The organism is Paraburkholderia sediminicola, assembly GCF_046026675.1.
GTDB classification, from domain to species: domain Bacteria; phylum Pseudomonadota; class Gammaproteobacteria; order Burkholderiales; family Burkholderiaceae; genus Paraburkholderia; species Paraburkholderia sediminicola_F.
The window spans coordinates 1365847-1391972 of record NZ_JAQQEY010000001.1; the positions used below are offsets into that span (position 1 = coordinate 1365847).

Annotated in this window: 20 protein-coding genes; 13 read left to right on the plus strand and 7 right to left on the minus strand. The window is 63.1% G+C overall.

Translation table 11 applies throughout. The features are described 5' to 3' along the window. Window positions 1-147: 147 nt before the first annotated feature. The 3 genes from PQQ86_RS05915 to PQQ86_RS05925 all read right to left on the minus strand — a co-directional run bounded on the left by PQQ86_RS05915 (window position 148) and on the right by PQQ86_RS05925 (window position 2492). Window positions 148-822 (minus strand): response regulator transcription factor, encoded by a 675-nt coding sequence (locus tag PQQ86_RS05915; RefSeq protein WP_408265321.1) that lies wholly within the window; start codon window positions 820-822, stop codon window positions 148-150. Window positions 823-838: 16 nt separating this feature from the next. Next, window positions 839-1762, minus strand: a complete 924-nt coding sequence (locus PQQ86_RS05920) for a LysR family transcriptional regulator (RefSeq protein ID WP_408265322.1) — start codon at window positions 1760-1762, stop codon at window positions 839-841. 355 nt (window positions 1763-2117) lie between these two features. Next, complete coding sequence (locus PQQ86_RS05925; protein WP_408265323.1) at window positions 2118-2492, minus strand: hypothetical protein; 375 nt, start codon at window positions 2490-2492, stop codon at window positions 2118-2120. Window positions 2493-3256: 764 nt separating this feature from the next. On the opposite strand from PQQ86_RS05925, the gene PQQ86_RS05930 reads away from it, so the two are divergent. Then, on the plus strand, window positions 3257-4252 hold the full coding sequence (locus tag PQQ86_RS05930) for a GlxA family transcriptional regulator (protein ID WP_408265324.1): 996 nt from the start codon (window positions 3257-3259) through the stop codon (window positions 4250-4252). A gap of 163 nt (window positions 4253-4415) precedes the next feature. Further along, window positions 4416-4967, plus strand: a complete 552-nt coding sequence (gene rfbC / locus PQQ86_RS05935) for a dTDP-4-dehydrorhamnose 3,5-epimerase (protein WP_408265325.1) — start codon at window positions 4416-4418, stop codon at window positions 4965-4967. A 43-nt stretch (window positions 4968-5010) separates the two neighbouring features. Here the strand turns inward: rfbC and PQQ86_RS05940 are convergent, their stop codons facing one another. Further along, window positions 5011-5907 carry an EamA family transporter gene (locus tag PQQ86_RS05940; protein ID WP_408265326.1) on the minus strand — a complete coding sequence of 299 codons (897 nt, stop codon included), beginning with the start codon at window positions 5905-5907 and terminating at the stop codon, window positions 5011-5013. A gap of 81 nt (window positions 5908-5988) precedes the next feature. Here PQQ86_RS05940 and PQQ86_RS05945 point away from each other — a divergent pair, with 81 nt between their 5' ends. Next, window positions 5989-6912, plus strand: coding sequence for a LysR substrate-binding domain-containing protein (locus tag PQQ86_RS05945; RefSeq protein ID WP_408265328.1), 924 nt, complete (start codon window positions 5989-5991; stop codon window positions 6910-6912). A 138-nt stretch (window positions 6913-7050) separates the two neighbouring features. Beyond that, a complete protein-coding gene (locus PQQ86_RS05950; protein ID WP_408265329.1) occupies window positions 7051-7680 on the plus strand; it encodes a GNAT family N-acetyltransferase in 630 nt (209 codons plus the stop codon). A 130-nt stretch (window positions 7681-7810) separates the two neighbouring features. Here the strand turns inward: PQQ86_RS05950 and PQQ86_RS05955 are convergent, their stop codons facing one another. Then, window positions 7811-7972: a DUF1328 domain-containing protein gene (locus tag PQQ86_RS05955; protein WP_035551387.1), complete on the minus strand. Its 162-nt coding sequence runs from the start codon at window positions 7970-7972 to the stop codon at window positions 7811-7813. 992 nt (window positions 7973-8964) lie between these two features. Between PQQ86_RS05955 and wecB the strand changes: the two genes are divergently transcribed. The 5 genes from wecB to PQQ86_RS05980 all read left to right on the plus strand — a co-directional run bounded on the left by wecB (window position 8965) and on the right by PQQ86_RS05980 (window position 18360). Beyond that, the gene (wecB, locus tag PQQ86_RS05960; protein WP_408265330.1) at window positions 8965-10161 is read left to right on the plus strand and encodes a non-hydrolyzing UDP-N-acetylglucosamine 2-epimerase; all 1197 of its coding nucleotides are present in this window, start codon (window positions 8965-8967) and stop codon (window positions 10159-10161) included. An 84-nt stretch (window positions 10162-10245) separates the two neighbouring features. Next, the gene (locus PQQ86_RS05965) at window positions 10246-12450 is read left to right on the plus strand and encodes a cellulose synthase (protein ID WP_408265331.1); all 2205 of its coding nucleotides are present in this window, start codon (window positions 10246-10248) and stop codon (window positions 12448-12450) included. After that, the gene (locus tag PQQ86_RS05970) at window positions 12447-14669 is read left to right on the plus strand and encodes a glycosyl transferase family protein (RefSeq protein WP_408265332.1); all 2223 of its coding nucleotides are present in this window, start codon (window positions 12447-12449) and stop codon (window positions 14667-14669) included. The genes PQQ86_RS05965 and PQQ86_RS05970 overlap by 4 nt, the downstream gene beginning before the upstream one ends. Then, window positions 14666-17380: an NfrA family protein gene (locus tag PQQ86_RS05975; RefSeq protein ID WP_408265333.1), complete on the plus strand. Its 2715-nt coding sequence runs from the start codon at window positions 14666-14668 to the stop codon at window positions 17378-17380. Before PQQ86_RS05970 ends, PQQ86_RS05975 begins: the two co-directional genes overlap by 4 nt. An 80-nt stretch (window positions 17381-17460) precedes the next feature. Further along, window positions 17461-18360, plus strand: coding sequence for an alpha-amylase family protein (locus PQQ86_RS05980; protein ID WP_408265334.1), 900 nt, complete (start codon window positions 17461-17463; stop codon window positions 18358-18360). Window positions 18361-18375: 15 nt separating this feature from the next. Here PQQ86_RS05980 and PQQ86_RS05985 read toward each other — a convergent pair whose 3' ends face one another. After that, window positions 18376-19014, minus strand: a complete 639-nt coding sequence (locus PQQ86_RS05985) for a LysE/ArgO family amino acid transporter (RefSeq protein WP_408265335.1) — start codon at window positions 19012-19014, stop codon at window positions 18376-18378. Between the two features lie 97 nt (window positions 19015-19111). Between PQQ86_RS05985 and PQQ86_RS05990 the strand changes: the two genes are divergently transcribed. Further along, the gene (locus PQQ86_RS05990; RefSeq protein ID WP_097391992.1) at window positions 19112-20005 is read left to right on the plus strand and encodes a LysR family transcriptional regulator ArgP; all 894 of its coding nucleotides are present in this window, start codon (window positions 19112-19114) and stop codon (window positions 20003-20005) included. A 64-nt stretch (window positions 20006-20069) separates the two neighbouring features. Here PQQ86_RS05990 and PQQ86_RS05995 read toward each other — a convergent pair whose 3' ends face one another. Then, window positions 20070-21410, minus strand: coding sequence for an NAD(P)/FAD-dependent oxidoreductase (locus tag PQQ86_RS05995; RefSeq protein WP_408270112.1), 1341 nt, complete (start codon window positions 21408-21410; stop codon window positions 20070-20072). A gap of 215 nt (window positions 21411-21625) precedes the next feature. Here PQQ86_RS05995 and PQQ86_RS06000 point away from each other — a divergent pair, with 215 nt between their 5' ends. The 3 genes from PQQ86_RS06000 (at window position 21626) to PQQ86_RS06010 (ending at window position 26030) form a co-directional block, all read left to right on the plus strand. Further along, window positions 21626-22597 (plus strand): LysR family transcriptional regulator, encoded by a 972-nt coding sequence (locus PQQ86_RS06000; RefSeq protein WP_408265336.1) that lies wholly within the window; start codon window positions 21626-21628, stop codon window positions 22595-22597. A 267-nt stretch (window positions 22598-22864) separates the two neighbouring features. Further along, on the plus strand, window positions 22865-24481 hold the full coding sequence (locus tag PQQ86_RS06005; protein ID WP_408265337.1) for a purine-cytosine permease family protein: 1617 nt from the start codon (window positions 22865-22867) through the stop codon (window positions 24479-24481). A gap of 157 nt (window positions 24482-24638) precedes the next feature. Next, the gene (locus PQQ86_RS06010) at window positions 24639-26030 is read left to right on the plus strand and encodes an NAD(P)/FAD-dependent oxidoreductase (RefSeq protein ID WP_408265338.1); all 1392 of its coding nucleotides are present in this window, start codon (window positions 24639-24641) and stop codon (window positions 26028-26030) included. Window positions 26031-26126 lie beyond the last annotated feature (96 nt).

Sequence of the window (26126 nt, forward strand, 5' to 3'; positions counted from 1 at the left end):
GGCCCTAACAGCCGCGGACTAAACAAATGAAACTAGTTTTAGGAAGCGAAGAGGGTGCGCGCGATTGCGTCGAAAGCCGCGTTGCAACGGCTTTAGCGCTGCATGCAGCGCTAAAGCTCCGTCATAAAACCTGCGAATGGGGCGGTGTCAGCCGAACAGATAGCCTGACCCTCGAATGGTGCGAATCAACGGACGCTCGCCGGGCGTCTCGACTTTCTTGCGCAAACGGCCTACGTGTACGTCGATCAGGTTAGTGCCCGGATCGAAGCGGCAGCCCCAGACGGCTTCGAAAATCATCGTGCGTGTGAGCACCTGGCCGGCGTGGCGCATCATGAATTCGAGCACGCGGAATTCGGTGGGTTGCAGATCGAGCTCGCGCTGCCGGTAGGTGACTTTGCGGCGCACCAGGTCGAGTTCCAGCGCGCCGTTGCGCAGCAGCGTCTCAGCTTTGGCGTGACGTGGGCGACGGCGCAACAGCACCTCCACGCGCGCGAACATTTCTTCGGGCGAGAACGGCTTGGTCAGATAGTCGTCCCCGCCGGCGCGCAGACCTTGAATGCGCTGATCGACATCGGACAGCGCGCTCATCACGAGCACCGGCGTTTCCATGCCGACGCCACGCATCGTCGCCACGATGGTCAGGCCGTCGAGATCGGGCAGCATGCGGTCGAGTGTGACGACGTCGTAATCGCCCGCCATCACCTTTGCCATGCCTTCGCGGCCGGTGCGCGCCACGTCGACGGAAAAACCGCTCGCGCTGAGCGTGCGTACGATGTCGTGGGCGATCAACTCGTCGTCTTCGATCGTCAGTATTTTGGGCATGATGCGCGAGCCCGGTTCAGGCCACCGCCCGCAAGGCAACCGGGCGGTCCGGCGCACGATACTGGCTGACCGCGAAGTCGATGAAACTGCGCACACGCATCGACAGGTAATTGCGGCCGGAGTAGAGGATCGACACCTGGCGTGGGCCGCCGTTGATTTCGAACTGTTCAAGCAAGGGGACGAGCGAGCCTTGCACGAGATCGTCGGCGATGATCGGCAGCGGCAGCAAGGCGATACCCATATGGTTAAGTGCGGCCACGCGCACCATCGCGCTGCTGGTGGCGGTGAGTGCGCTGCCGGTGTTGACGCGATAGATGCCGTCGGCGTCCGCGAACTCCCAGGCGCGCGACGAACCGTCGGAAACCATCAACAAGCCATGGCGGTTCAATGCCGCCGGATCGCGAGGAGCACCGTGACGCGCCAGATACGCGGGGGAGGCGACCGTCATTTCATCGACGCTTGTCAGTGTGCGACTTACCAGCGAGGAGTTGGCGAGCCGGCGGTCGTCGGAGAAACACACATCGAAACCACCTTCCACGAGATCGATATGGGTATCGAACGTCGTCACGTCGAAGTCCACGCGTGGATGCAGCGTGCGATACGCGGCCAGCAATGTGCCCAGGCCGGCGGTCGCGAACGTCATCGGTGTGGCGATGCGCAACGTGCCCTGCGGATCGCGCGTGGTCTCCAGCAGGTTCGATTCCATCTCGTCGAGCTTCTCGATGATCGTGCGGCAGCCGTCGAGATACTCGCGGCCGACATCGGTCAGCGAAAGACTGCGCGTGGTGCGGTTCAGCAAACGCATATTCAGATGCGCTTCCAGCGTGCCGACGCTGCGCGTGACCGCCGCCGCCGACATGCCTAATTGTCTCGCCGCAAGATTGAAGCTGGCGAGATCGACCACCCGTGTGAAGACACGCATCGCTTGTAGCTGGTTCATGTTGGAACAGTAGAGAAGGACGATGGCTGCATCATCGGCGATCGCAGATAAAACGGCACTGCTAGGTGGATTAAGTCTTTTTTAATTTTGTGCAATGTTCATGAACTGCTCGGGCGACCCTGCATCCCGATCCGTTCGTGAACGATCAGCAAGACTAAGCGACGCGCAAAAAAAGAGCGCGGCCAGAGCCGCGCTTCGGAAAGAGACCTGAATGAAAGTAACCGCTATGAGGCGGCGACGGAAGTATAGATGCGGAGCCCCGCGAGGTGCATGCGCTCTCTGAAATGCAGTGCTGCGCGAAACGCAACAAGCGGTGGCCGTTCTCGAGCCGGTTGATCCAGCTGATCCAGCTGCTTCAATTGAGCATGCCGTGTACTTCGAGCGAGGCTTCCAGTTGCTGTGTCAACGCGTGATGCAGCCTGGCAAGGCTCTCGGTGGGGAGTGCAAAACCAGCCCACCCCAGGCCGGAATGCCGCAGAAACAGCACGGCGCCGTCGTGCAGCGGATGTTTTTCGGCGTGCCAGCACGGATCGATTTCAATCACGTACTGATGGGTGCGCACGGGTTCCTTCGGCACTTCCGGGCGCATCGTAGCGCGCAGCGCACTGAGATGCTCGATCACGGCGTCCAGATCGGCCGCTTCGAGCAGTACCGCACGGTCCTCGATGGTGATGCGAACCGCGTTCTGTCCGTATTCGTTGACTCTTTCGATGCTCATGGGGCGCGACATATCTTTGCTCCTTCCTGCTCTCACGGTGAGCAAATTATGGCGCTGCCTCTCTTAACCAGGTCTTAAAGAGCACGATCAGGGGATGAAACTTTGTTTAAGGAAACCGCCTGGCACGATTTCCGCCGCAGCGCACAATTGTCTGATGTTTTTTCTTGCGTGCAGGCCAATGACCGGCGCATTGGTCATATGTAAAAGAGGCCGGATGTTTCAATATAGAAACATTTTTAGTCACGTAGGAAATTGGTGTCGAAATGCTTAATCGTGAAGGTCTCGATAAATGTGCGGTTAGCCACATTGGCACTGTCGATAAATTCCCAATTTGCGAATAAAAGCCTGGTTTAACGTTCATTATTTGCGAGGTTTTGATTTCACGTTTGAAACATTTCTGTATGTGATTTCGATGAATGACCGTCGCGAATCCGATGATCCGTGCCGCGTTGGCGCGCCGGCGTTGGAGCTTGAACGCGGCCCTGTACAAGGTTCTTCGACCTTCTGGTGGTCGACAGGCCGCTCCGAACCGTCGCTATGCCGGCTCATATGCCGACAGTCATATGAAACGCACAATAATGTTTTACGTCATACATCGAATTTCTCAATACGGATTTGTTTTTCAAATTTACTATAGCTCGGCATTCGGCTAACATCACGCATAATCCGTTAAGCGGCGTTGCCGGTGGTTTTCATCCACCGTAATTCAATTCGTCCATATAGTCCGGCCGACGGGGCAGCGGGGTCCACAATGTACGACAGCTTGGGGAAAGATCATGCCGCACTTGCATCTGGATACTGCGAGGATTACCTGGTTACATACGCCGACGCTCAACGTGCGTAGTGCAGCGCGGCGAATCGGCGTGCTGCTGTTCGACGGCTTCTGGCTGCTGGGGCCAGGCACGGTGGTCGAGATGTTCCAGACCGCCAACGAACTCTCGGGCTCGCGGGCTGGCGAAGAGCCGCCTTACGAAGTGCAGTTTCTGTCGATGGACGGGGGCAGCGTCGCGAGTTCCTCGTCGGCGCGGATCTGGACTGATCGAATCGACACACGTTATGGCAGCGGTTTCGACGTGCTGTTCATCGCAGGTGGCTACGGCGCACATGAGGCCGCGCTCGACGAACGCTTGCTGGGCTGGTTGCGCTCGGTGCAAACGCGAACCCGTGCGATCGAGACGATCGGGGAGGGCCGTCTCGTGCTGGAAGCAGCGGGGCCCGCTGAGCATGACGGTCTGCAGGTGAATCGCTATCTGGGCAGCGCCACGGCCGATGCTGTGCGCAGCGCCGCCAACGATCGTAACGACTGCGCACGCAGCGCGCTGATGTTCATCAAGCGCGATCTCGGCGCAGAGCTCGCGCGCAGCGTCGCCGATCGCGTGATGCCAGGTATGGCCGCGACCTGGGTGCCACTACCGGCTGAGGGCGGCACACTCAGCGTCGCCGAGAAAATCCGTGCCGCCGCGCGCTGGATGGAGGCGAATTGCGATCGGCCGGTGTCGGTTGCCGACGCGGCGCAAGTGGCGGCGATGAGCGAGCGCAATTTTCTGCGGCGCTTCAAGCATGAAATGCAGGTCACGCCTTCTGACTATCTGCTGCAGGTGAGGCTGCGTATTGCCTGCAACTTCCTGACCGAAACTGAATTGCCGGTCGACAAGATCGCGCGCCGCAGCGGCACCGGCAACGGCGATCGCCTCGCGAAGATATTCCGCAAGCGTATGGCGCTGTCGCCCACCGAATATCGCGCGCGCAGCCGGGTGGCGACAGAGGCGTAAGCTTGGGCAGGCGCCGTGCAGACGGTGCAACTCAGGGTGCAACTTGGAGCGGACGGGCGCGTGTGCAACGGGGTGCGCAACGGCGTGTGTAACCGTGCGTGCACCGGTGCGTGCGTCGGCGGTCGTGTTTTCTGCTGGCGGGCTTCTTACGAGCATAGTGGCCATGGGCAACAAGGTAATGGCGACAGCATTGCCGGAGGTGAAACTCATCGAGCCCGAGGTGTTTTGCGACGAATTTGGCTTCTGTTTCGAGAGCTTCAGCGCGGATGAGTTTACCGACGACGTCTCGCAAGGTTTCAATTTCGTGCAAGACCGTCATCTGCGGGCAGTGCGTGGCGTGTTGCGCGGCTTGCACTATCAGGTGCATCGGCCGCAAGGTCGGCTCGTGCGCGTGGTGGTGGGAGAGGTGTTCGACGTCGCCGTGGACGTGCGGCTCAATTCGCCGACGTTCGGCAAGTGGACCGGCGCATACCTGAGCGCGGCCAATCATCGGCAGGTGTGGGTGCCGCCTGGCTTCGCACACGGTTTCGTCGTGCTGTCCGACGTCGCCGAATGCCTGTGGAAGACCACCGAATACTGGTTCCCCGAACTCGAGCGCTGCATCTTGTGGAGCGATCCTGACATCGGCATCGACTGGCCGATCGAAATCGAGCCGATCCTCGGCGCGAAGGACGCAGCGGGTCGGCGTCTTTACGAAGCGGAAAATATCGCCTGAACACTGCGCATGCACACACACGCAGCGGTTCAACGGCGTTGGTTCAGCGTGTCGCCACCACGGCGCCCACGCTCGCCGCAACCACCAGCAGCGTGCCTGCGATCTGTAGGGCGCCCATCGGTTGATGCAGCACCATGAAACCAGCCAGCGCACCGATTGCCGGTTCGACACTCATCAGGATACCGAATGATGAGGCTGGCATGTGGCGTAACGCCACCATCTCCAGCGCATAGGGTAACAGTGGGACCAGCAACGCGAGGCCCGCGGTTGCAGCGATCTGTCCTGCGGCGATGTGTATGCCACTTTGCGCGAAGCCAAACGGCGTGGCAACCAGCGCCGCGGCGATCAGCGACACCGACAATCCTTCGAGGCCGGCGAACACCGTGCCGGTCTTTTTCATGAGCACGATATAGCTGCCCCAGCCGAGCGCGGCCCCGAACGCTAGCAATACGCCGAGCGGTTCGCCGATCCAGCCCGCGCGATCACGCGAGAGCAGCAGCACGCCGGCAATCGCCAGTGCCGGCCACACTATTGCTCGCGCGCGGCGCACCGCGAAAGTCGCTACTGCGAGCGGCCCAAGAAAATCGATCGCGACGGCGAGCCCCAATGGAATTCGCTGAAGCGCCGCGAAAAAGCACAGCGTCATGCCGGCCATCGCGGCGCCCAACGCACCGGCCGCGAGCCAATGCGAACGCGAGTAGGTGAAGAAACGCGGGCGCACCAGCAACGCAAGCACGACGGCTGCCCAGCAAAGACGCAACCAGGTGGTGCTGAGCGAGCCGTACTCAGCCATCGTCGGTGCGGAGAGCGCGGCGCCGAACTGCACGCTCGACATCGACAGCACGCACAGGAGCGCTGCCCCGGCTGCGGCACTGACGGGCTTCACGGAAGCTGGTGTTGGCACAGAATTCAGCGCGGATTTGATGGTGGTGTCCTGCATCTTGGCCTCGTTACCGCTCTTTGGATGGAGTGGAAGCTATCTTATCGGTGCAGGCGGTATTAAGATAAGTTGATATTTCTTATGACCACTTCAAGAAACGTGATGACCCGAGATCTCGACAGCACGCTCCTGCGCGCGTTCGTCACCGTGGCGGAAACCGGGGCCGTGGGTGTGGCGGCGACCCGCCTTGCGCGCACTCAGGCGGCGGTGAGCATGCAATTGCGCCGGCTCGAAGAAGAGTTGGGACAGCGGTTGCTCGACCGCTCGTCGCGTGGCGTACAACTCACCGAAGCAGGACATCTGCTGCTGCCGTTCGCGCATACGATCCTCGGGGCGGGCGCCGATGCGCGGCGGGCGCTCAGCGCGGGGCAGGTGTCCGGCACGGTGCGGCTCGGCATGCTCGAAGACATCGCGGTCGGTCGCTTGCCGCGCGCGCTGCGGCGCTTTTCTGTCGCTTATCCGCAGGTGGCGCTGGAGATTGTTGTCGATACCAGCTCGGCTTTGTCGAACCGGCTTGCGGATGGCGGCCTCGACGTGGTGGTGGGAGACCCCGCGCTGGTCGACTCGGTGCCGCTGTTGACGTGGACGCAGCCGCTCTTCTGGGTCGGCGCGCGCGGGTTTAGTCGTGACGGTGACGCCGTGCTGCCGGTGGTGGCGTTCGGCGGCGCGTGCCTGTGGCAGCAACAGGTGTTGACGGCGCTGCGGCGCGCGGGGATTGCGTGGCGCATTGTGTGCACCAGCACCAGTTTGCCGGCGGTGCAGTCGGCCGTGGAAGCGGGGCTCGGTGTGTCGGTGCTGCTCGACGGCAATATCCGCTCTGAGTCGATGCGCGTGCTCGGTCAGGCCGATGGATTGCCCGATGCGCCGAGCGCCGATTTCGGGCTCTTCATGCGCCCGGTCTCGGGTGCGCAGGCGGCCGCCGTGCAGACATTGCAGACGTTCCTGTGCGAGGAATTGCATCTTGGTTTGCGGGAGAGCGAGCCGCTTGTGGTGCCGGCGGGCTAGTAGGGCAAGCTGTGCCGGCAGCATGCCGGCACGCACGTCGGCACGCCCATCCCATGTGAGTTTTTACGACATTTTTTCTTGAGACGCCTACGCGCGAAATCTACACTTCGTGCATCTTGATAGCGCGAGGTGCTCAACGTGAAGCGACGTGCAACGACGCAGCAATCCGTCCGTATCGATTACGTGTGTCACGGCGTGGGCCGTGTCGAACTGCGCCGCTTCGATCCATCGCGCGATTCGTATGTCGCGTTGACCGCGCTGCTGCATCGCGCTTTCACACGACTCGGTGCGATGGGGCTGAATTGCACCTGTGTGGATCAAACGGTGGAGACGACTCGTTCACGCGCAACGCGCGGCGATTGCTACGTGGCGGTCTGCGAAGGACGCATTGTCGGCACGATGACACTATATGCACCTGACCGTGAGTCGTCGTGCGAACTCTACCGGCGCGACGATATTGCCAGCCTCCGTCAGTTCGGCGTGGAGCCGGTGTGGCAGGCGCGTGGCATCGGTACGCTGTTGATCGCTTTCGCTGACCACTGGGCCGCGACGCGCGGCTATGCGGAGCTCGCGCTCGATACGCCGCAACCGGCGGCACACCTGATTGCGTTTTACAGAGGGCAGGGGTTTCGCATTGTCGATTTCGTACGTTTTGACGGCAAGCACTACGACAGCGCGATCTTGAGCAAGCCGCCTGTGGCGACGCGTACGCTCGCAAGCTGGTCGCACAGGTTGACTGTGCCGACGAGGATCGCGCGCGCGGCGTGAGGTGGGTGCGCTGGCGATAAAAACCCCGATGCGGGCAGCAACTATTGCAATACCGTGTGGCAAGTATTGCAACGCGCTGCTGATCCTCGCACCGGGGCGGGTGTTTCTTCTTACCTGTTCGATGCGGAGGTCAGCGTCGCATCACGCCCATCAGCAAGGTGACAAGGAAGATCACCACGAAGATGAAGAACAGGACCTTGGCGATTTCCGTCGCGCCTGCGGCAATGCCGCCGAAGCCGAATACCGCGGCGATGATCGCGATGATGAAGAAGATTACAGCGTATCGAAGCATGGGGCCTCCCACCGATGGATTGCTGGATCGAAGTTGAAAACGGCTACTCGTTGTGGGCACTGCGTGCTTTGACGGGTTGTTGCCGGCGAGCGATATACAGCAATAGGTGTGCCCAGCAGCAGGACGAACAGGGCGCTCCTGTTCCGCGAGCTGAAACTCAATCAGCTGATGATCTTCGAACGTGTGCTGGAAACGTGCTTCGTCGTGCCGCCACCTCATATAATTCGGAACCCTTATGAAGCGATTGATCGATGCCGATTCGTTCGGCTCGTGATTGGCTTGATCTTGGGGAATTCAGCGTGTGCTGAACGAGGCGCGCTCCACAACAAAACCCATCTGTCCGCCGGCGTCACTGTCGCGTTGCTGCAACAGCACGGCATCCGCGTATCCGCGGAGTAGCAGGTTGCCGAACTGGCTACGGAAATCGAAACACCAATCCAGCAAGTGAGACACGCAGTCAATTTAAACGTGTAGTCCACGATATTGCCCGTGTCACGTCGAATCCACCGATAACGTTTGCGCAGCCTTAATCTACGGGCTATTCCACTTGAGTGAATGAAGCAAAGAAGCTGTTAACTAGAATTTAACATTCACCGATTTTAAAAATAATTAGCTAAAAATTAACGATTTCATAAACATTCGGAAAACGTTTGCGCCGGTTTAATCCCCTGGCTTCGTCGGCAAAGAGCCCGCTTCACGGCTGCGCCGTACCGCCGCGGGCGCGCCACATAGGGGAAATCCATTGTGAGATAAGGTGAAATACGCGTTAGAATGCGCGTCGATTCACCATCAACGGCCGCTCGTTCAAACGACGCTCACCTGAATCCAGCCGGCAGTTATTGCATCCGGTCGAATCGTTCATGGCGTATACGGGAACTGCCAGTAATTATCGGCGCCGGGCAAGTCAGATCGGTAAATATCGGGGTACGATGTTAACGTGTGCTCCGCATAGCCTGCCGCCAATAAAACATTCGAATAAAGATCGAGGACATATGCCAACGAGAGTTCTGTCGATTTTCGGCACGCGGCCGGAAGCCATCAAAATGGCGCCGCTGGTCAAACAACTGGAAGCTGACGCCGGCATCGAGTCGGTGGTCTGCGTGACAGGACAGCATCAGCAGATGCTCGATCAGGTACTCGATCTGTTCCAGATCAAGCCGCATCACAATCTCGCCCTGATGACCGGCAACCAGACGCTCAACGGTCTGGCTTCGCGCCTCATCGCGTCGCTCGACGACGTGCTCGCAACCGTTCAACCGGATCGTGTGCTGGTGCACGGCGATACGACCACCGCGTCCGTGGCGGCGCTGGCCTCGTTTCATCGGCGGATTCCGATCGGTCATGTGGAAGCGGGCCTGCGTACCGGCAACCTGATGCAGCCGTGGCCGGAAGAAATGAACCGCCGCGTGGTCGACGTCATGAGCGATCTGATGTTCGCGCCGACCGCGAGCTCGAAAGCGAACCTCGCGCACGAAGCGCTGCACGGCAGGATCATCGTGACCGGCAATACGGTGATCGACGCACTGAACCTCACCACCGCGCGCATCGACAACGACGCTGCACTGCGCGCCGAGCTCGACGCCCGCTTGCCGTTCCTCGGCGGCACGCTGCCGGTGTTGCTCGTCACGGGCCATCGCCGCGAGAGCTTCGGTGCGGGCTTCGCGAATATCTGCGCGGCCCTCGCGGCTCTGGCCATGACCAACAGGGTCCAGATCGTCTATCCGGTGCATTTGAATCCGAATGTGCGCGGCCCGGTGCAGGAAGCCCTCGGCACGGCGCGCAACGTGCATCTGATCGATCCGCTGGACTACCTGGGTTTTGTGCGTCTGATGCAGCGCGCCTCGATCATTCTCACCGACTCCGGCGGCGTGCAGGAAGAAGCCCCCGCGCTCGGCAAACCGGTGCTGGTGATGCGTGACGTGACCGAGCGTCCGGAAGCGGTGGCGGCCGGCACGGTGCGCCTCGTCGGCACGGCGCGCGAAGCGATCGTACGCGCGGTGACGGGTTTGCTCGACGACGCGGGCGAGCGCGACGATTTCGCGCATCGCGTGAATCCATACGGCGACGGCCATGCATCACGACGGATCGTCGCGGCGTTGACCGGGCGTCCGTTCGACGAGTTCGTCAACGACGGCATCGGTGGGACGGGGCAGGTTCCGAACGTGCAACGCGCAGGAGCTGTGCAATAGCACGGCGCGGGATCGCAGTTCCAGACAATCCATGCAGTGCGAATCAGCTTCACTGTTTGCGCTCTAATTAAGAGAAAAGACAACGTGACCCCCCATACGCCAATGCGCCGCCTCGCGCGCCCCCGCCTGAATGCACTTGCCGTGCTGCTATTGCTCGCCGCGACGGCCCATGCTCAACAGCCGGCCGATGTCGCCGGCAGCTTCGCGCAACTCGGCAGCGGCCGTCTCGCGACGCGCACGGTGTCGCTGGCCGAACTGGGAATGCGCGATCCGGTCGTGTTGCGCGCGCCGGACGGCCGTCAGGATCTGTATCTGCCCGTGCCGGCCGGCGTGCCGTTGAGCGACGCGACCTTGCAGATCGACGGCAACTATCTGCGCGGCAACGGCGGCCGCACGACCATGCTGGTGTCGCTCGACGGCGCACCGGTGCTCTCGCGCAGCCCGACACAGGACCAGGGCGATGCGTCGGCGAGTCTCGGCGTGGATGGCGCGGCCCGGCCGGGCGGCTTCGTGCGCGTGGGCCTCGACTGGTCGTCGGTACTCAGCGATAACGTCTGTACCGATCAGACCGCGATCGGCAACGTCTGGCGCATCGCGCCGACTTCGCGCCTGACCTATCGCTACGATCCGGATGCGATCGTCGACCTGCGCAGCGCGTGGAGCGCCTTGCCGCAAAAGCCGGTAGTGATGCTCGGCGCGAACACGCTCGAGGCACCGGCGTTCGATGCAGGCTGGCGCGTCGAAGCGCTGCTGCAACGCGAAGGCCGCACGCCGGCAACGCGGACGTGGCCAGCGGTGGGCGACATGGTCGATCTGGGCGACACCGAGGTTCCGGCGCCGCTGCGCGCGGTTCCCGCCTTTGCGGCGCTGGCCGCGGGCGGTTCGCACAAGCTGGCGAACCCGGCGGAAGCGGGCGCCTTGATCGCACTCACGCCGCGCTCGGCGTTCGCGCCGGACGTGATCGTCGCCGACGACACGGTGCGCAACGCACTGAAGACTTCCCTCGATGCCTTGCGCGAACAGGTCGTCAGCGCCGCGCCGGGTGCAAGCGAGGCATTCGACGCATGGCGCGCCCGCGCGATCGATCCGGTCGCCAAGCCACTCGCCTCGGGCGAAGTGCGCCTTGCTCACCTCGGCGGCCAGACCGCGATCGTGGTCGGCGATAACGACGGCGTGGCGGTCCTCGCGCGCTCCTGGCGGCCGATCGACGTGACGAGCCGTCTCGTGGTCCATCAGATCGACACCGTGCCGAACACGCGCGGCGACGAAATCGCACTGTCGTTGCTGGGCGGCCAGCCGCGCACGCTCGATGTGCAGGGCCGCGCCAGCTGGGACGCGAGTTTCGATCTGGGCGCGGCATCGGGCAACGGCAAGTTGCCGGGCACCGTGGTGCTCGACGTGGCCGCGTCGCCGACGCTGAACAACACCGCGCAAACCGCCTCGATCTATTTCAACGACGTGCTGATCGGCTCGCAACTGCTGACCGCCAACGGCAAACCGCAGCGCATCACCGCGCGCGTGCCGCATTACGCGCTCGCCCCGAACAACCTGCTGAGCGTGGTGTTCCAGCGTCAACCGGAAGGCGGCTGCCAGGCGCGCGGCCAGGGTCATCCGATTGCCGTGCTGCCGAGCAGCCATCTGACGCTCACCGATGCGAAAGTCGGCGACGACTTCACCGGCATGGTGGCGCGCTTCGCGTCGGAAGCGAATGTGATCGTGCCGGCCTTGTATCTGAACGACGCCACACAAGTACTGCCGCGCGTCGCGCGACTGGCGAACGCGAGCGGCATCGCGCCGACCCGTGCGACCTTCAGCGTCGCGCGTGACGGCGAAGCGGCGAGCCCGAAGGGCGCTTTTCTCGCGGCCGACGTTACGCTTGCCGATGAAAAGAGCCTCGCCCATCTGTCGAAAGACCGTCTGTCGCTCACCGATGCATCCGGCAAGATGCTCGCGGATATCTCGGGTTTGAACCGCGTCGGCGTGATCGAAGCGGCTAAGTCGGGCAGCGTATCGGGCATCGTGTATCGCACGGTGGGCGATACGGCGGCGATCCTGCCGGCGTCGTTGCAACTGTCGCGTGGCGACGTCGCGATCGTCGACGGCAGCGGTACGTTGCGCCAGTTCGATACGCGTCATCCAGGCGAAGTGGTTGGCGCCGACGACGTGGAAGGCCCGTGGTTCATGCAGAGCTGGGTGCGCTGGGGAATCCCGGCCGGCCTCGTCGGCTTGCTGATCGTGTTGCTGCTGGTGGCCAGCGTGGCGCGCCGCAGGAATCGGGACAAGTCGTGAGCTTCGCGCTAATCAAATGGTATGCGGGCTACGCGGTAGCCCACTATTACCAGGGGCTCGAATACGTCGCGGCGCTGGTGGCGTTCATCATCCTGCTGTCCAGCCTCGACGATCTGTTCATCGACCTCTGGTACTGGACCCGTACGCTCTATCGCCACTTCACGGTGCAGCGCGCCTACAAGCCGCTCACCAGCGCGCAGCTGTATCAGCGCGCCGAGCAGCCGATCGCGATCATGGTGCCCGCATGGCACGAGTACGACGTGGTCGCGGCAATGATCGAAGACCTGGTGCGGGTGATGGACTACCGCAACTATGTGGTGTTCGTCGGCACCTATCAGAACGACCCGCAGACCATCGCCGAGGTCGAACGGATGCGCCGCCGCTATAAACAGCTGCGCCGCGTGGAAGTGCCGCACGACGGTCCGACCTGCAAGGCCGACTGTCTGAACTGGGTGATCCAGGCGATCTTCAGGTATGAGGCAGAGGCGGGCGTCGAATTCGCCGGCGTGGTGCTGCACGATAGCGAGGATGTGCTGCATCCGGTCGAGTTGCGCTTTTTCAATTATCTGCTGCCGCGCAAGGACATGATCCAGTTGCCGGTGGCCTCGCTCGAGCGCAACTGGTTTGAACTCGTGGCCGGCACCTATATGGACGAGTTCGCCGAATGGCACGCGAAGGATCTGGTGGTGCGCGAGAGCCTGGTCGGCTCGGTGCCTTCGGCGGGCGTCGGCACGTGTTTTTCACGGCGCGCGCTACTCGCCCTGAACGCCGAAACCGACAACCAGCCGTTTAACACCGAGAGCCTCACCGAGGACTACGACGTCGGCGCGCGCCTCGGCAAGATGGGCATGCAGTCGATCTTCGCGCGCTTTCCGGTGCAATTCGCCACGCGCCGCAAAGCGTGGTTCGGCCTCGGCAAGGAGCGCGACATCACCGTGACGATGCCGCTCTGCGTGCGCGAATTCTTCCCCGATACATTTCGCACCGCCTACCGGCAGCGCGCGCGCTGGACGCTCGGCATCGGCTTGCAAGGGTGGAAGCAGACCGGCTGGAGCGGCTCGCTCGCCAATCGCTATCTGCTGTTCCGTGACCGCAAAGGCATCGTTACCGCGTTCGTCGGCATCATCGCGTATGCGCTGGTGATCCAGTTTCTGCTCTTCGCCGGTGCCGATCTGCTCGGCTTGATGCCGGAGCTGATCGCTTCACCGTTCGCCGATTCGCCGTGGCTGCAAGCGCTGTTGTGGGCCAACGGTTGTGCGTTGCTGTTGCGCGTGGTGCAGCGGATCTATTTCGTGACCCGTCTGTACGGCTGGGAGCACGGGGTGCTGTCCGTGCCGCGCATGGTAGTGGGCAACTTCATCAACTTCATGGCTGTCTCGCGTGCGTGGAAGATGTTCCTCGCGCACCTCGTGACCGGCAAGCGGCTGGCATGGGACAAAACCATGCATGACTTCCCATCCGCCGACGGCTTTAACAATCGCCGTCAGCGTCTGGGGGAACTGTTGCTGTCGTGGCAGGCCATCGATCCGGACAAGCTCGAACAGGCGCTCGGCGAAAGTCATGCGCGTGAGGCGCCGCTCGGCCGCGTGCTGATGGCCAAGGGCTGGCTCGACGAGGAAACCCTCGCGGAAGCCATTGCGTTCCAGGCTGACTTGCCGCGTGGCCGCGTGGCGCTCGAACGCATCAAGGACGATGCGAAGCGCTTGCCGCTCGAAGCGGTCGTGCGCCATCGAGTATTGCCGCAGGCCGACGCCGCGGGCGGCCGCACGATTCTGCTGACCGCGAGTCCGCTCGCCGAACCGGTGCTCGCGGAACTGAGCGCGCTGGTCGGTGGAGCGGTCGTGCAGGAGATCGTTCGTGAGGGCGAGATCGCCGCGGGGCTGCGCGTGTTGCGCGGCGTCGAGATCGCGGCGCCGGCGGGTGAGGGCGGGCAGGCGGGTACGGCGAGCGCGGTGGAAGGCGCGTCAGTGCGCGCATCGTCGGCCGGCGGTGCCGAGCCTGTGCCGGCACGCAGCGTGCCGCTGATCGGCGATCTGTTGATCGAGCATGGCCACGTGCGCCGCGAGGCCTTCGAAGCGGCGATGCAGGACTACCGCCCGGATCGCCATGGCCGCATCGGCGACTACATGGTGGCGCGCGGCGTGATCTCGCGTGCCGCACTTGAGAACGTAATTGAGCAACAGCGCCGCCTTCAGGGCGCTCTGGCGGCATCCGAATGAGCGATTCTTTTTCCACCCGGCGTGCGTGGACGGCGCGCGCTTTCTTGGCGGCTTCGGCTTCTGCCTCAACGGCGGCGTCCGCTTTCGTGTGCACCGCATCGAAGGCTTCAACTGCAGCTTCAACGGCGGCTCCGATTGCGGCTTCCGCATTCAGGTTGCGTGGCGTCACTGCTGCAATGGTGGCCGGCGCGTTGTGCTTGAGCAGCGCGGCGGCGTTTGCGCAGAGTGCAGCCGCCGCGCCTCAGTCGACCCCATCCGAACACAATGCGCTGCCGTTGAGCGGCGCCGCGTATCGGGTGGCGCAGGACGCGTATGCCGCCTATGGGCGCGGCGACTACAGTGGCGCGATCACTCGGGCGCGCGAGGCGATTCGCCAGCGCCCTGATGTCGTGTCGCTACGGGTGCTGCTCGCCAATGCGCTTGCCGCGCAACGCCGTTATAGAGAAGCAAGCCGCGCGCTCGGCGACGCGATCGCGCAGATCGGCCGCGATCCGGCGCTGGTCTCGCGTCGCAAGCAGATCGACGCGCTGAACGTGTCGACCCGCGCGGTCGCACGCGCCGGCCGCCAGCAACCGGGCGACCCGGACGCGCTGACCGGCGCCGCGTTGGAGGCCGCGCAGCAGGCCTACAAGGCGTATGCAGTGAAGAATTTTTCGGGCACGGTCAGGTACGCGAACGAGGCGATCGCATTGCGTCCGGATCTGCTGCGCCTGCGCTTGCTGCTGATCGACGCGGCAAGCGCGGCCGGTCAGGACCCCGATGCGTGGAACGCCGATCTCGATGCAAGCAAACGCTTCGGCGACAACGACGAACTGCGCGTGAGGCGCAGCTTCATCGGCAGCCGTCTGGCGCCGAAGTCGTCGGGTGCGTCAGTCGCGGCGCGCAAGAAGGGCGACTACACGGAGGCCGCCGCACTCGCGCGCGAGGCGGTCGCCTATGCGCCGGATCTGGTCGGCTATCGCATCCAGCTGATCGACGCGCTGTTCGCCGCGAACGATCTGCCAGGTGTGCAAGCGGCGGCGAGTGCGGCCATTGCCGCCGACGATACGGAAATCATGCCGCTCACGCTGCGTGGCTACACGCTGGCCGCGCAGGGCAAGACGGCGGACGCCGAGGCGGACTTCGCCAAAGCGCTGCATGCCAACAACGCGACCCAGCGCAACCAGCGCGTGGCGCGGGTGATCATCGCCGATGTGTGGATCGCCGAAGGGCAGCCGCAGCGCGCACTCGATCTGCTCGCGCCGCTGAAGATGAATCGCGATGACACCGATCCGCCGATCGCGCTGCGCCGTGCGCAGGCACAGCGGTTGTTGACGCCAGCACAAACGGTTGGCGTGAATGCTGCGAGCGCGTCTGATGCAAGCAGTGCCGCGAGCACGACGGCCGCAAAGATCACTTCGGCCACTTCGCCCGCCCCCACCTCGCCGATTGATCCCGCACGCCGTCCGGTCATCGACTGTGTAGTCGATCAGTTCGGCGCGAGCTGCGACGTGTACGCCGCCGATCCCGGCTTCGCGGCGGCGCGTGCCGCGGCGATGGCCGCAGCCGCGAACGACAAACCCGGTGCGGTCGGTTATGCGCGCGAAGCCGTGAAGGCCGCGCCTGACGATCCACAGCATCGCGTTGAACTGATCAATGCGCTGAGCGCCGCCGGCGACGACCGCGCCGCGGCGAGCGAAGCGCAGCACATCGTCGATGCCGGCATGCTCGACGCGATGCCCGACATGACCGCCGCCTATATCGCGCAACGTGCCGGCAACAACCGCGTCGCGTACCAACGCTTCACCATGGCCGACAAGGCCGGCACCATGCCGGCCAGAGCGTATGCCGACGCGGGCTATGCGGCCGTCCAGGCGCACCGCAATCGCGAAGCCGCGCAGTACTTCGAGCGCGCGATCGACGCAAGCGCCACGCCAACGGACGACACGCCACCGGCCACGCCGGCGCAACTGAACGAGATGCGCAGCGCGCACGCCGAGGCCACCCGCAACTGGGGCTTCGACGCATCGCTCAACTATCGCGGCGCGGGCATGCAGCCGGGCTATGCGTCGTCGCCGACGCCGGGCACGTCGAACAACTGGCAGGCCGGCGTGGAAGCCTACTGGCGTCCGTTCGGCAGTCTCGGCGACCGGATGTTCGAACTCTACGCGCGCGGCTATGAAAGTTTCGGCGTGAAGAACGGCGGCGCGAGCGGCATCGATACCTTGCAGGCCACCGTCGGCGCGCGCGCCAAGCCGTTCTCTCAGATCGACGCGATCGTCGCCTTCGAACGGATCATTCCGATCGGCTCGCGGGTCAATCCCGACTGGCTCGCGCGGCTCGCGTATTCGGGTGGCTACGGCATCGAGCGACGGGTGGATGTGCCGTCGTGGTGGACAGCGCAGGTCTACGCCGAAACGGGCGCCTATCTGACCGCGGGATCGGTCTACGCGACCACGAATCTCGAACTGGGCCGCACCTTCCGCATGGACCGTTACAGCCCGAAGTGGACCGTGTTCCCGTATGCGGTGATCGGCGCGGACTACGACTCGAGCGTCAATCACAGCATTCCGCTCGGCGCCGGCGTGGGGATTTCGACGCGTTACTGGTTCCGCGACAGCAAATACGACGCACCGCGCTCGTATGTCGATCTGTCGGTGCAATACCGCCTGAAGATCACGGGTGACGAACGTGCGCGCGGCGTGTTCTTCGGCGCGATCTACTCGTATTGACTCCGGACGAATCAAATTCGATCGCGCGCAACTTGCTCAGGATTATCGTGACGTTCATCTCAATGCACAGCGCCAGCACAATGCGTAATTCACACGAGGTTCAGACCCGGGAGGGCGAGCCGGTCTCGCCGCGCCGCCGCGCGCTGCTGGCGGCGAGCGCGTGCGCCGCGCTCGTGTACGGCTGCTCGGCGCCTGGTTCGGGCGACGCCGGCGCGCTGGCGCAAGGCGTGGTGTGGCAGCTCGACGATGATCATGTCGACCCGCACGGCGACTGGAATCGCCTGGGCGTGACGGATCTGCTGGTGCAATGGACGGCGGTGGACGGCATGTCGTTTCTGCCCGGCACCGCCATGCAAACGGCTCGACGTCTGCCGGACTGGACACGGATTGCCGGCGAACCGTGGGCGCGCAATGTGATCGTCGGTCTCGCCGGACGTTTCGATGAAACCACGGCCCGTGCGCACGTGGCGCAACTGGTCGAGCAATCGAAGCAGCTGGCGGCCGTGCGGCCCGCCGTTCACATCGACGGCTATTACTTTCCGGTGGAAGTCGACCCGACCTGGAAGGATGCCGCCGCGCTCGCACCCTTGCTCGACAAGCTGCCGCGGCCGCTGTGGATCAGTGTCTACGACACCTCGAATATCGGCGGCGCGGCGCTGGCGGCGTGGCTGGACGGCTGGCTGCCACACGATGTCGGCGTGTTTCTGCAGGATGGCTGCGGTGTCTATGCGCGCGGCCCGGCCGCTGCGCGCGAATATGCGGATGCATTGTCGGCGCGGCTCGGCAAGGATCGTGTGCGGATCATCGCCGAGGCATTCCGTCCCACCCAGGGCGGTGCGTTCCGCGCGGCGACGGCTGCTGAACTGTCGCCGCAATTGCTCGCATATCGCGGCTACCGGACCTATCTGTTCGACGGGCCGCACTATGTATCGGCGCAACTCGTGCAGGATCTGCTCGGCATGCAGCAGGTGCAGAAGTAGGGCGCCTGCCGGCGATCACCGCAACTGCGTCACCGCCAGCAGCAACACCATGCTGCCGATCGCGCCATCCAGCACGCGCCACGCCGTCGCGCGGCGAAACAGCGGCGCCAGCGCACGGGCGCCGTACCCCAGACCGATAAACCAGATCCCGCTCACCGCCATCGCGCCGAGCGCGAACGCTACCCGTGCGCCGTCCGGTTCACGCGCGCCGGCCGTGCCGATCAGCAGGAAGGTGTCGAGATACACGTGCGGATTGAGCCACGTGAAGGCCAGCGTCATCAGGATGATCGGCATTGCACGTTGCACGGGTGCTGCCGCGCTCGTGCCCGGCGCCGTGCCACCCGCATTGGCGTCCAGTACCGCATGTCCCGGGCGCACCGCACGGCGCAGCGCGTTGATGCCGAACCACGCCAGATAAGCGAGCCCGACATACAGCATCGTGTGGACGAACACCGGATAGCGTTCCACCAGGACCGACGCGCCGCCGACGCCCGCGCCGATCAGGATGCAATCCGACAGCGCGCACAGTGCGACGATCTTGCCGACGTGCGAGCGCATGATGCCCTGACGAAGCACAAAGGCATTCTGGGCGCCGATCGTCACGATCAGCGACGCGCACAGGGCGGCACCGTGGGAAAAAGACAGCCAATTCATAATCGATCCAGTAGACGGGGAAAGCGAACGAGGCTAGTCTGCGGCTTTGCTGCTCATAAGAGAAGCTAATTTACGTAATGCAGATTAAGGAACGCTAATGCTCGACTATGCGTTGCTCGACGCGCTGGCCGCCGTGGTGCGGCACGGCTCGTTCGACCGTGCGGCCAGCGAACTGAATGTGACGCCCTCAGCCGTCTCCCAGCGGGTCAAGCTGCTGGAGGAGCGGGTGGGCAGCGTGCTCGTGAAGCGCGGCCAGCCGTGTGTCGCGACCACCTCGGGGGCGCTGCTGTGCCGCCATACCGAACGCGTGCTGTTGCTGGAAGCGGAGCTGACCGGCCGGCTGCCGGCGCTGCCCGGCGCGCTGGTCGAACCGTGGCCGGCGCTGCGCGTGGCTGTCAACGACGACAGTGTGGGCACCTGGTTCATCGACGCGGTGGCCCAGTTCTGTGTGGAACGGGAGATGCTGCTCGATCTGGTGATCGACGATCAGGACCACACCGCGCAGCGGATCCGCGACGGCAGCGTGCAAGGCGCGGTCACCACGCAGGCCGAGCCGGTGCAGGGCTGCCGCTCGACACGGCTCGGGCGGATGCGCTATCTGGCGGTCTGCACGCCGGCGTTTCGCGAGCGCCATTTTGCCGACGGCGTTACGCGCGAGTCGTTACGGCGCGCGCCGTGCGTCGATTTCAACCCGAAGGATCAGTTGCAGAAGCGCTTCATGCGCCGCATCACGCGGGCGGACCTGGATCCGCCGTTGCACTGGATTCCGCACGTCGCCGGTTTTTTGCGTGCCTGCGTGACGGGAATGGGCTGGGGCATGTGTCCCGAACGGATGATCGCGCCGCATCTGGCCAGCGGCGAGTTGGTCGACGTGGCGCCCGGCAAGCATATCGATGTGGATCTGTACTGGCAGAGCTGGCGCCTGTCGATCGGCTGGCTCGACGATTTCGGCGCGGTGCTACGCAAGCGGGCGACGGAGTTTCTCGATTGAGCGTCGCGCGGGTAGTGTTTTCTGAATCTGAGAATTTGAAAGACGCCGCCCGCGCTTGCCAATTTCAATGCAGCCGGATCACCGGATGCACGCGTCGGCGCAACCAGTGGCTCGCCGAATCGAGCGCCATGCGTGCGAAGCCGGTCAATGTCATCACGTGACGGCGATAGATGAGCTTGTAGACGGCAGTGGCCAGCCAGCCGTCGACGAACACCGGCTGCGTCAGCAAGCTGTTGCTCAGGCTGCCGATCGTGCCTTCGCGGCCAAAGCCGACCAAGGTACCGGCATCGCGATAGACGAACTCCGGCAAGGACTCTCCCGCTATTCTGCACTTCAGCGCACGCGCCAGAAACAGCGCTTGCTGATGCGCGACCTGCGCGCGCGGCGCCAGAAACGCGTCCGCGTTTTCAGAAGAAGGGCAGGCCGCGCAGTCGCCCAGTCCGAATATGTTCGCGTCGTTCGTGCATTGCAGCGTGCGGTTCACCTGCACTTGTGCGTTGCGATTCACCGCGATGCCGTCCAGCGTGCGCAACACCGGCGGCCCCGCGATGCCGGCAGTCCAGATCGCGATGTCGCTGGCGAGCGGTGCGCCTTCATTCGTCAACACGGCGTCGGCGCGCACTTCGGTGACACGCGTGGCGTTCAACACTTCGACACCGAGACTGCCGAGCATCTTTTGCGCACGCGCCGAGATCGTTTCGGATAGGGCGGGCAGCACGCGCTCGCTGCTTTCGATCAGACGGATGCGGAAGTCGCGCACGGGGTCGAGTGAAAACGGGCTATAGCGGTTCAGCAGACGCACCGTATCGCGCAACGCAGCAGCAAGTTCAACGCCTGTCGCTCCAGCGCCGATGATGTTGATCGACACCGGCGTGTCCGCCTGCGCCGTCCGTGCGCGGCGCGCATGGTTGGCACGCAGACAGGCGTCGAGCAGCTTGCGGCGAAACGCTTCCGCATGCGCGACCGATTCGAGCGGCAGCGCGTGTTCGGCCGCGCCGGGCACGCCGAAATATTGGGTGACGCTGCCCATGGCCAGCACCAGCGTATCGAATGCAAGCTGCCGCGATGGCAGGATTTCGCGGCCGTCCGCGTCGTGGAGCGCATTCAGCGTGATGTGCCGGTTCGTACGATCGAGCGCGGCGAGTTCGCCCTGTTCGAATTCGAAGCCGTGCCGTTGCGCCTGCACCGCGTACTGCAGTTGATGCGTGGCCGGATCGAGCTGGCCCGACGCAGCTTCATGCAGCAAGGGCTTCCAGAAATGCGTCGGCCAGCGATCCACCAGCACGATCTGCGCGAGACCGGCGCGTCCGAGCGTTTCCGACAGCCGTGTAGCGAGCCCAAGGCCGCCGACTCCGCCGCCGACGATCACGACGCGATGCGCCGCCGCTTGCGTCACTTGTGCCATTTGCTGCCGTTGCTGTCTGCGTTGCGCGGTAGAGGCTCCCTGCTGATCGATTGCGGCCATGATCCGTATCCTCCTGAAGTTATCTGTGCTGAGCCGGTGAAGGCGTTCCGGGGCTATACCGGGTATTCACCGGCCTCATCTGTCAGGGCCAGTATAGAATCGGCTGAAACCGCAGCACAATTTAATGTTTCTGCACAACATATAGGTTTTCACTTATGTTAAAAGCCGCCACGTTTCGTCAATTGAAAGCCTTGCATACGGTCGCGAAGCTCGGCAGCGTGTCGCGCGCGGCCGAAGAATTGAAGCTCACGCAGCCGGCGGTGTCGCTTCAGGTGCGCCTGCTCGAAGAGGCCGCGGGCGCACCGCTGTTGCAGCGGGTGGGCCGTGGCGTGCAGTTGACCGCGGCGGGCGAAATCCTCGCGCGCTATGCGCTGGAAATCCTCGATCTATGGAACGGCGCGGCAGATGATCTCGCCGCCTTGCATGGCGAGCAGGGCGGCACACTGCGCATTGGTGCGATCACGACCGCCGAATATCTGATCCCGCCTTTTCTGGTGCGCTTCACGGAATCGCGCCCACAAGTGAAGGTGCAATTCAAGGTCGGCAATCGCGCCGACATCATCCGCATGCTGGCCACGCACGAGATCGATCTTGCGGTAATGGGCAGCGCGCCGCGTGAATTGCGCACAGTGGCCACGGCGTTCGCCAAGCATCCGATGGCGTTCGTCGCCTCGCCCGCCCATGCGTTGATGAAGAAAAAGCGCTTGTCATTAGACGATCTGCAAACCGCGAATCTGTTCGTGCGGGAGCGGGGCTCGGGCACGCGCTCGACGGTCGAGAATCTGTTTCGGCTCGCTGGGCACAAACTGCATATCGGCTCAGAGCTATCGAGTAACGAGGCGATCAAGCAACTGGTCGAGGCGGGGTTGGGTATCGCGTTTCTGTCGCTGCATGCATGCTCGCTGGAATTTCAGGCGGGCTTGCTGGCGTTGCTGCCCTTGCCCGCTAATCCAATCGAGCGCGACTGGTACGTGATGCATGTGTCCGATAAACGCCTGCCGCATGTCGCCGGCCTGTTCCGCGATTTTCTGATCGAGCATGGCATGTCCGGCGCGGTGCCGGTCCCGCTGCCGACTGTTGCCGCCGCGAGACGGCGCCGTCAGGCGCGTGAGGCAAGCCCGGTTTGAGGCGCGGATTCTCGCTATTCGCTTCGACGTTTGCGTTTCACAAGGCCCGAAGGAGGTCCCCACGCGGCCTCTGGCTACATCCGTAGAGCCTTATAGGATGGGCATTTCCGCTTACATCGCCCGCGATCGAAGTAAAGGTTGGGCGGGCGATATTTTTGCCCGCACCGATTGTCTTTACAGTGACGTCCAGACATCCGAGAAAAGTGGACGCCGCATCCTTGTGGCGAGCCATTGTGATTGACCTGGCCGTTACAGGAGTTGGAGACAATGAGCAGCAACAGCATCACCCAAGTCGAAACATTCGGTTTTGAACGCATTCCGGATCGCTCGCGTTATGCGCGGCCGATCGATCTGTTCCGCTTGTTGTTCGGCGGTTGCAATACCTTTTCTACCTCGGTGCTCGGCAGTTTTCCGGTGCTGCTCGGTCTGTCGTTCAAGGCCGGTGTTTATTCGATCGTGCTTGGCGTGGTGATCGGTTCGTGCATTCTTGCGCCGATGGGCCTGTTCGGTCCGCGCAACGGCACGAGCGATCCGGTTTCGTCGGGTGCGCATTTCGGCATTCATGGCCGGATCGTCGGCTCTTTTCTGGCGGTATTGACCGCCGTCGCGTTCTTCTCGCTGGCGGTGTGGAGTTCGGGCGACGCGCTCGTGGGCGGCGCGAATCATCTGCTCGGCCTGCCGGTCAACTGGATGACGCTGAGCTTCGCGTACGGTCTCTTTGCGGTGCTGGTGCTGACCGTCTGCGTCTACGGTTTCCGCTTCATGTTGTGGGTCAACAAGATCGCCGTGTGGGCCGCGAGTCTGCTGTTCGTGGTCGGCATTGTGGCGTTCGCCGGGCCGTTCAATAGCGCGTACGCCGGCAAGGTGGCGCTCGGCTCGGTGGGTTTCTGGCCGGCGTTCGTGAGCGCCGTGCTGGTTGCGATGAGCAATCCGGTGTCGTTCGCCTGCACGCTCGGCGACTGGGCTCGCTATATTCCGCAGAACACGCCGAAGAATCGCACGATCCTCGCGGTGATGCTTGCACAACTGGCCACCTTCGTGCCGTTCTTCTTCGGTCTCGCCACAGCGACGATCATCGCCAGCAAAGCGCCGGATTTCATCGCATCGAATAACTACGTGGGCGGTCTGTTGGCGATTTCGCCGAACTGGTTCTTTCTCCCGGTGTGCCTGATCGCGATCATCGGCGGGATGTCGACGGGCACCACCGCGCTGTACGGCACCGGGCTCGATATGTCGAGCATGTTTCCCAAGTTTCTGAACCGCGTGCGCGCCACGTTGCTGATCGGCAGCCTCGCTATCGGCTTCATCTTTCTTGGCCGCTTCGCGTTCAATCTGGTCGAAAGCGTGTCGACGTTCTCGGTGCTGATCAACGTCTGCAGTTGCCCGTGGATGGTGATCATGATCATCGGCTTCGTGACGCGGCGCGGTTTCTATCTGTCCGACGATCTGCAGGTGTTCAATCGCGGCGGCCGCGGCGGTCACTACTGGTTCAAGCACGGCTGGAACTGGCGCGCGATGGGCGCGTGGATTCCGAGCGCGGTGGTCGGCCTGTGCTTCGTCAATCTGCCGGATCAGTTCGTCGGTCCGCTCGGGCAGCTCGCCGGTGGTCTCGACATCAGCATGCCGGTTTCGCTGACGCTGGCCTGTGCGCTGTATATCGCGTTGCTGCAGTGCTTTCCTGAACCGGATGGCGTGTATGGACCGCTTGGCCGACGTTGGTTGCGTAGCGGTTTGCAGCGCAATGTGATCGTGCATCCGGTGGTGCCGGCGACTAAGCTTAAGGCTGGCGGCGCGCAAACGAAGACGCAAATGAAGACGCAATCGCGGCAGCGCGCCGTGCGACGTGAACGCGAAGAAGTGCTGGATACGCAGGACGCGGGTTGAATCGTGCGGTTCGAGGTGCTCAGTGCGAGGCGCAGTGAGACTTCGCCAAGGGCAATCGAGGTGGCATTAGAAGCTGCGTCGAAGCGACACCAAGGCCGCACCGAAGCAGCAGTCGCGCAGTAAATGCAATGGTATTCAAGTTGAGTAGGCAAACAAGATGAGCGAGTCAGTAAAGCGCGCGTTTGAAGGTGTAAAGCTGTTTCCGTTCTGGCTGGACAATCCGCGTGCACCGGCTGTCGAACGGGAATTGATCGGACCGACTTCCGCGGATCTGGTGATCGTTGGCGGTGGGTTCACCGGTTTGTGGGCCGCGATTCAGGCGAAAGAAGCGGATCCGTCGCTCGACGTCGTGCTGGTCGAAGCAGGAAAGGTGGCCTACGGCGCATCGGGCCGTCCGGGCGGGATCATTTCCACGTCGGTGATGCATGGCCTGCCGAATGCGACGCGGGTCTTTCCGCAGGACCTCGACGTGCTGGAAAAGCTGGGCCAGGAGAATCTCGACGGCTTCAAGGAATCGTTGACGCGTTACGGCATTGAAGCGGACGTCGAATGGAATGGCGAGATGACGGTTGCCATCGATCCGGGTCACCTGGATCATCTGAAAGGCGACTACGAGCTGCACGTGGCCCACGGGCATGATGTCGTGTTGCTCGACAGCAAGGGCGCGCGCGAACAACTCGATTCACCGCTGTTCGCGGGCGCGATGTGGTCGCGCAATCGCAGCGGCACGATTCATCCGGCGAAACTCGCGTGGGGCCTGAAGGCCGCCGCGCTGAAACTCGGTGTGCGTTTGCATGAACACTCACCGATCACGCGCATGGAAGATCTCGGCGCAACGATGATGGTGCACACCCAGGCGGGCAGCATCGAAACGCCACGAGTGCTGCTTGGCACCGGCACGGCGGATGTGGGCGTGACCGACATCAAGCGCCGCGTGATGCAGGTGCGCGATCACATCATCGCAACAGCGCCTTTGAGCGACGAGCAGATGACGCGCATCGGCTGGAACAATCGCCAGGGCATTTACGATACGCGTACGCAGCTCAATTATTTCCGCCTCACCAAAGACAACCGGATCATCTTCGGCGGCCGTGTGAGCTATCACTTCGGCGGCGATCCAAATCCGGCCGCCGATCGTGATGAGAGCACATACTACAAACTCGCCGAAGCGTTCTACCGCACGTTCCCGCAACTGGACGACGTGCGCTTCACCCATGCATGGGGTGGCCCGATCGACTACTGCTCACGCGGCGCCGTGTTCGCGCGCCGCTATCACGGCGGCAAGAGCGTGTTCGTCGCGGGCTATACGGGGTTCGGTGTGGCGGGCAGCCGCTTCGGTGCGAAGATGGGCCTCGACATGCTGTGGAATCGCGAGACGCTGATTACGTCGCTGGATATTTCGCGCAAGGGGCCGTCGTACATTCCGCCGGAACCGCTGCGCTGGATCGCTGCGAAGATTACCTTCAACGCATTCGACGGCGCCGACGATCGCGGCGGCTGGCGGCGTCTCTGGATCAATTCGATCAAGGCGCTGGGCTTCCCGATGTAGTTGCTGCTGCGGTTGCTACTGTAGTTGTCGATGTGTCCGGCGGTTTTTTATTCATTGCCGCCAGAATAAAAAAACCGCACCTTAGGGGTACCGCAC

Excerpts from the sequence above, each read along its gene's own strand:
- PQQ86_RS05915 (WP_408265321.1), bottom strand. The coding sequence starts at position 822 with ATGCCCAAAATACTGACGATCGAAGACGACGAGTTGATCGCCCACGAC.
- PQQ86_RS05920 (WP_408265322.1), bottom strand. The coding sequence starts at position 1,762 with ATGAACCAGCTACAAGCGATGCGTGTCTTCACACGGGTGGTCGATCTC.
- PQQ86_RS05925 (WP_408265323.1), bottom strand. The coding sequence starts at position 2,492 with ATGTCGCGCCCCATGAGCATCGAAAGAGTCAACGAATACGGACAGAAC.
- PQQ86_RS05930 (WP_408265324.1), top strand. The coding sequence starts at position 3,257 with ATGCCGCACTTGCATCTGGATACTGCGAGGATTACCTGGTTACATACG.
- rfbC (WP_408265325.1), top strand. The coding sequence starts at position 4,416 with ATGGGCAACAAGGTAATGGCGACAGCATTGCCGGAGGTGAAACTCATC.
- PQQ86_RS05940 (WP_408265326.1), bottom strand. The coding sequence starts at position 5,907 with ATGCAGGACACCACCATCAAATCCGCGCTGAATTCTGTGCCAACACCA.
- PQQ86_RS05945 (WP_408265328.1), top strand. The coding sequence starts at position 5,989 with ATGACCACTTCAAGAAACGTGATGACCCGAGATCTCGACAGCACGCTC.
- PQQ86_RS05955 (WP_035551387.1), bottom strand. The coding sequence starts at position 7,972 with ATGCTTCGATACGCTGTAATCTTCTTCATCATCGCGATCATCGCCGCG.
- wecB (WP_408265330.1), top strand. The coding sequence starts at position 8,965 with ATGCCAACGAGAGTTCTGTCGATTTTCGGCACGCGGCCGGAAGCCATC.
- PQQ86_RS05975 (WP_408265333.1), top strand. The coding sequence starts at position 14,666 with ATGAGCGATTCTTTTTCCACCCGGCGTGCGTGGACGGCGCGCGCTTTC.
- PQQ86_RS05980 (WP_408265334.1), top strand. The coding sequence starts at position 17,461 with ATGCGTAATTCACACGAGGTTCAGACCCGGGAGGGCGAGCCGGTCTCG.
- PQQ86_RS05985 (WP_408265335.1), bottom strand. The coding sequence starts at position 19,014 with ATGAATTGGCTGTCTTTTTCCCACGGTGCCGCCCTGTGCGCGTCGCTG.
- PQQ86_RS05990 (WP_097391992.1), top strand. The coding sequence starts at position 19,112 with ATGCTCGACTATGCGTTGCTCGACGCGCTGGCCGCCGTGGTGCGGCAC.
- PQQ86_RS05995 (WP_408270112.1), bottom strand. The coding sequence starts at position 21,410 with ATGGCACAAGTGACGCAAGCGGCGGCGCATCGCGTCGTGATCGTCGGC.
- PQQ86_RS06000 (WP_408265336.1), top strand. The coding sequence starts at position 21,626 with ATGTTAAAAGCCGCCACGTTTCGTCAATTGAAAGCCTTGCATACGGTC.
- PQQ86_RS06005 (WP_408265337.1), top strand. The coding sequence starts at position 22,865 with ATGAGCAGCAACAGCATCACCCAAGTCGAAACATTCGGTTTTGAACGC.
- PQQ86_RS06010 (WP_408265338.1), top strand. The coding sequence starts at position 24,639 with ATGAGCGAGTCAGTAAAGCGCGCGTTTGAAGGTGTAAAGCTGTTTCCG.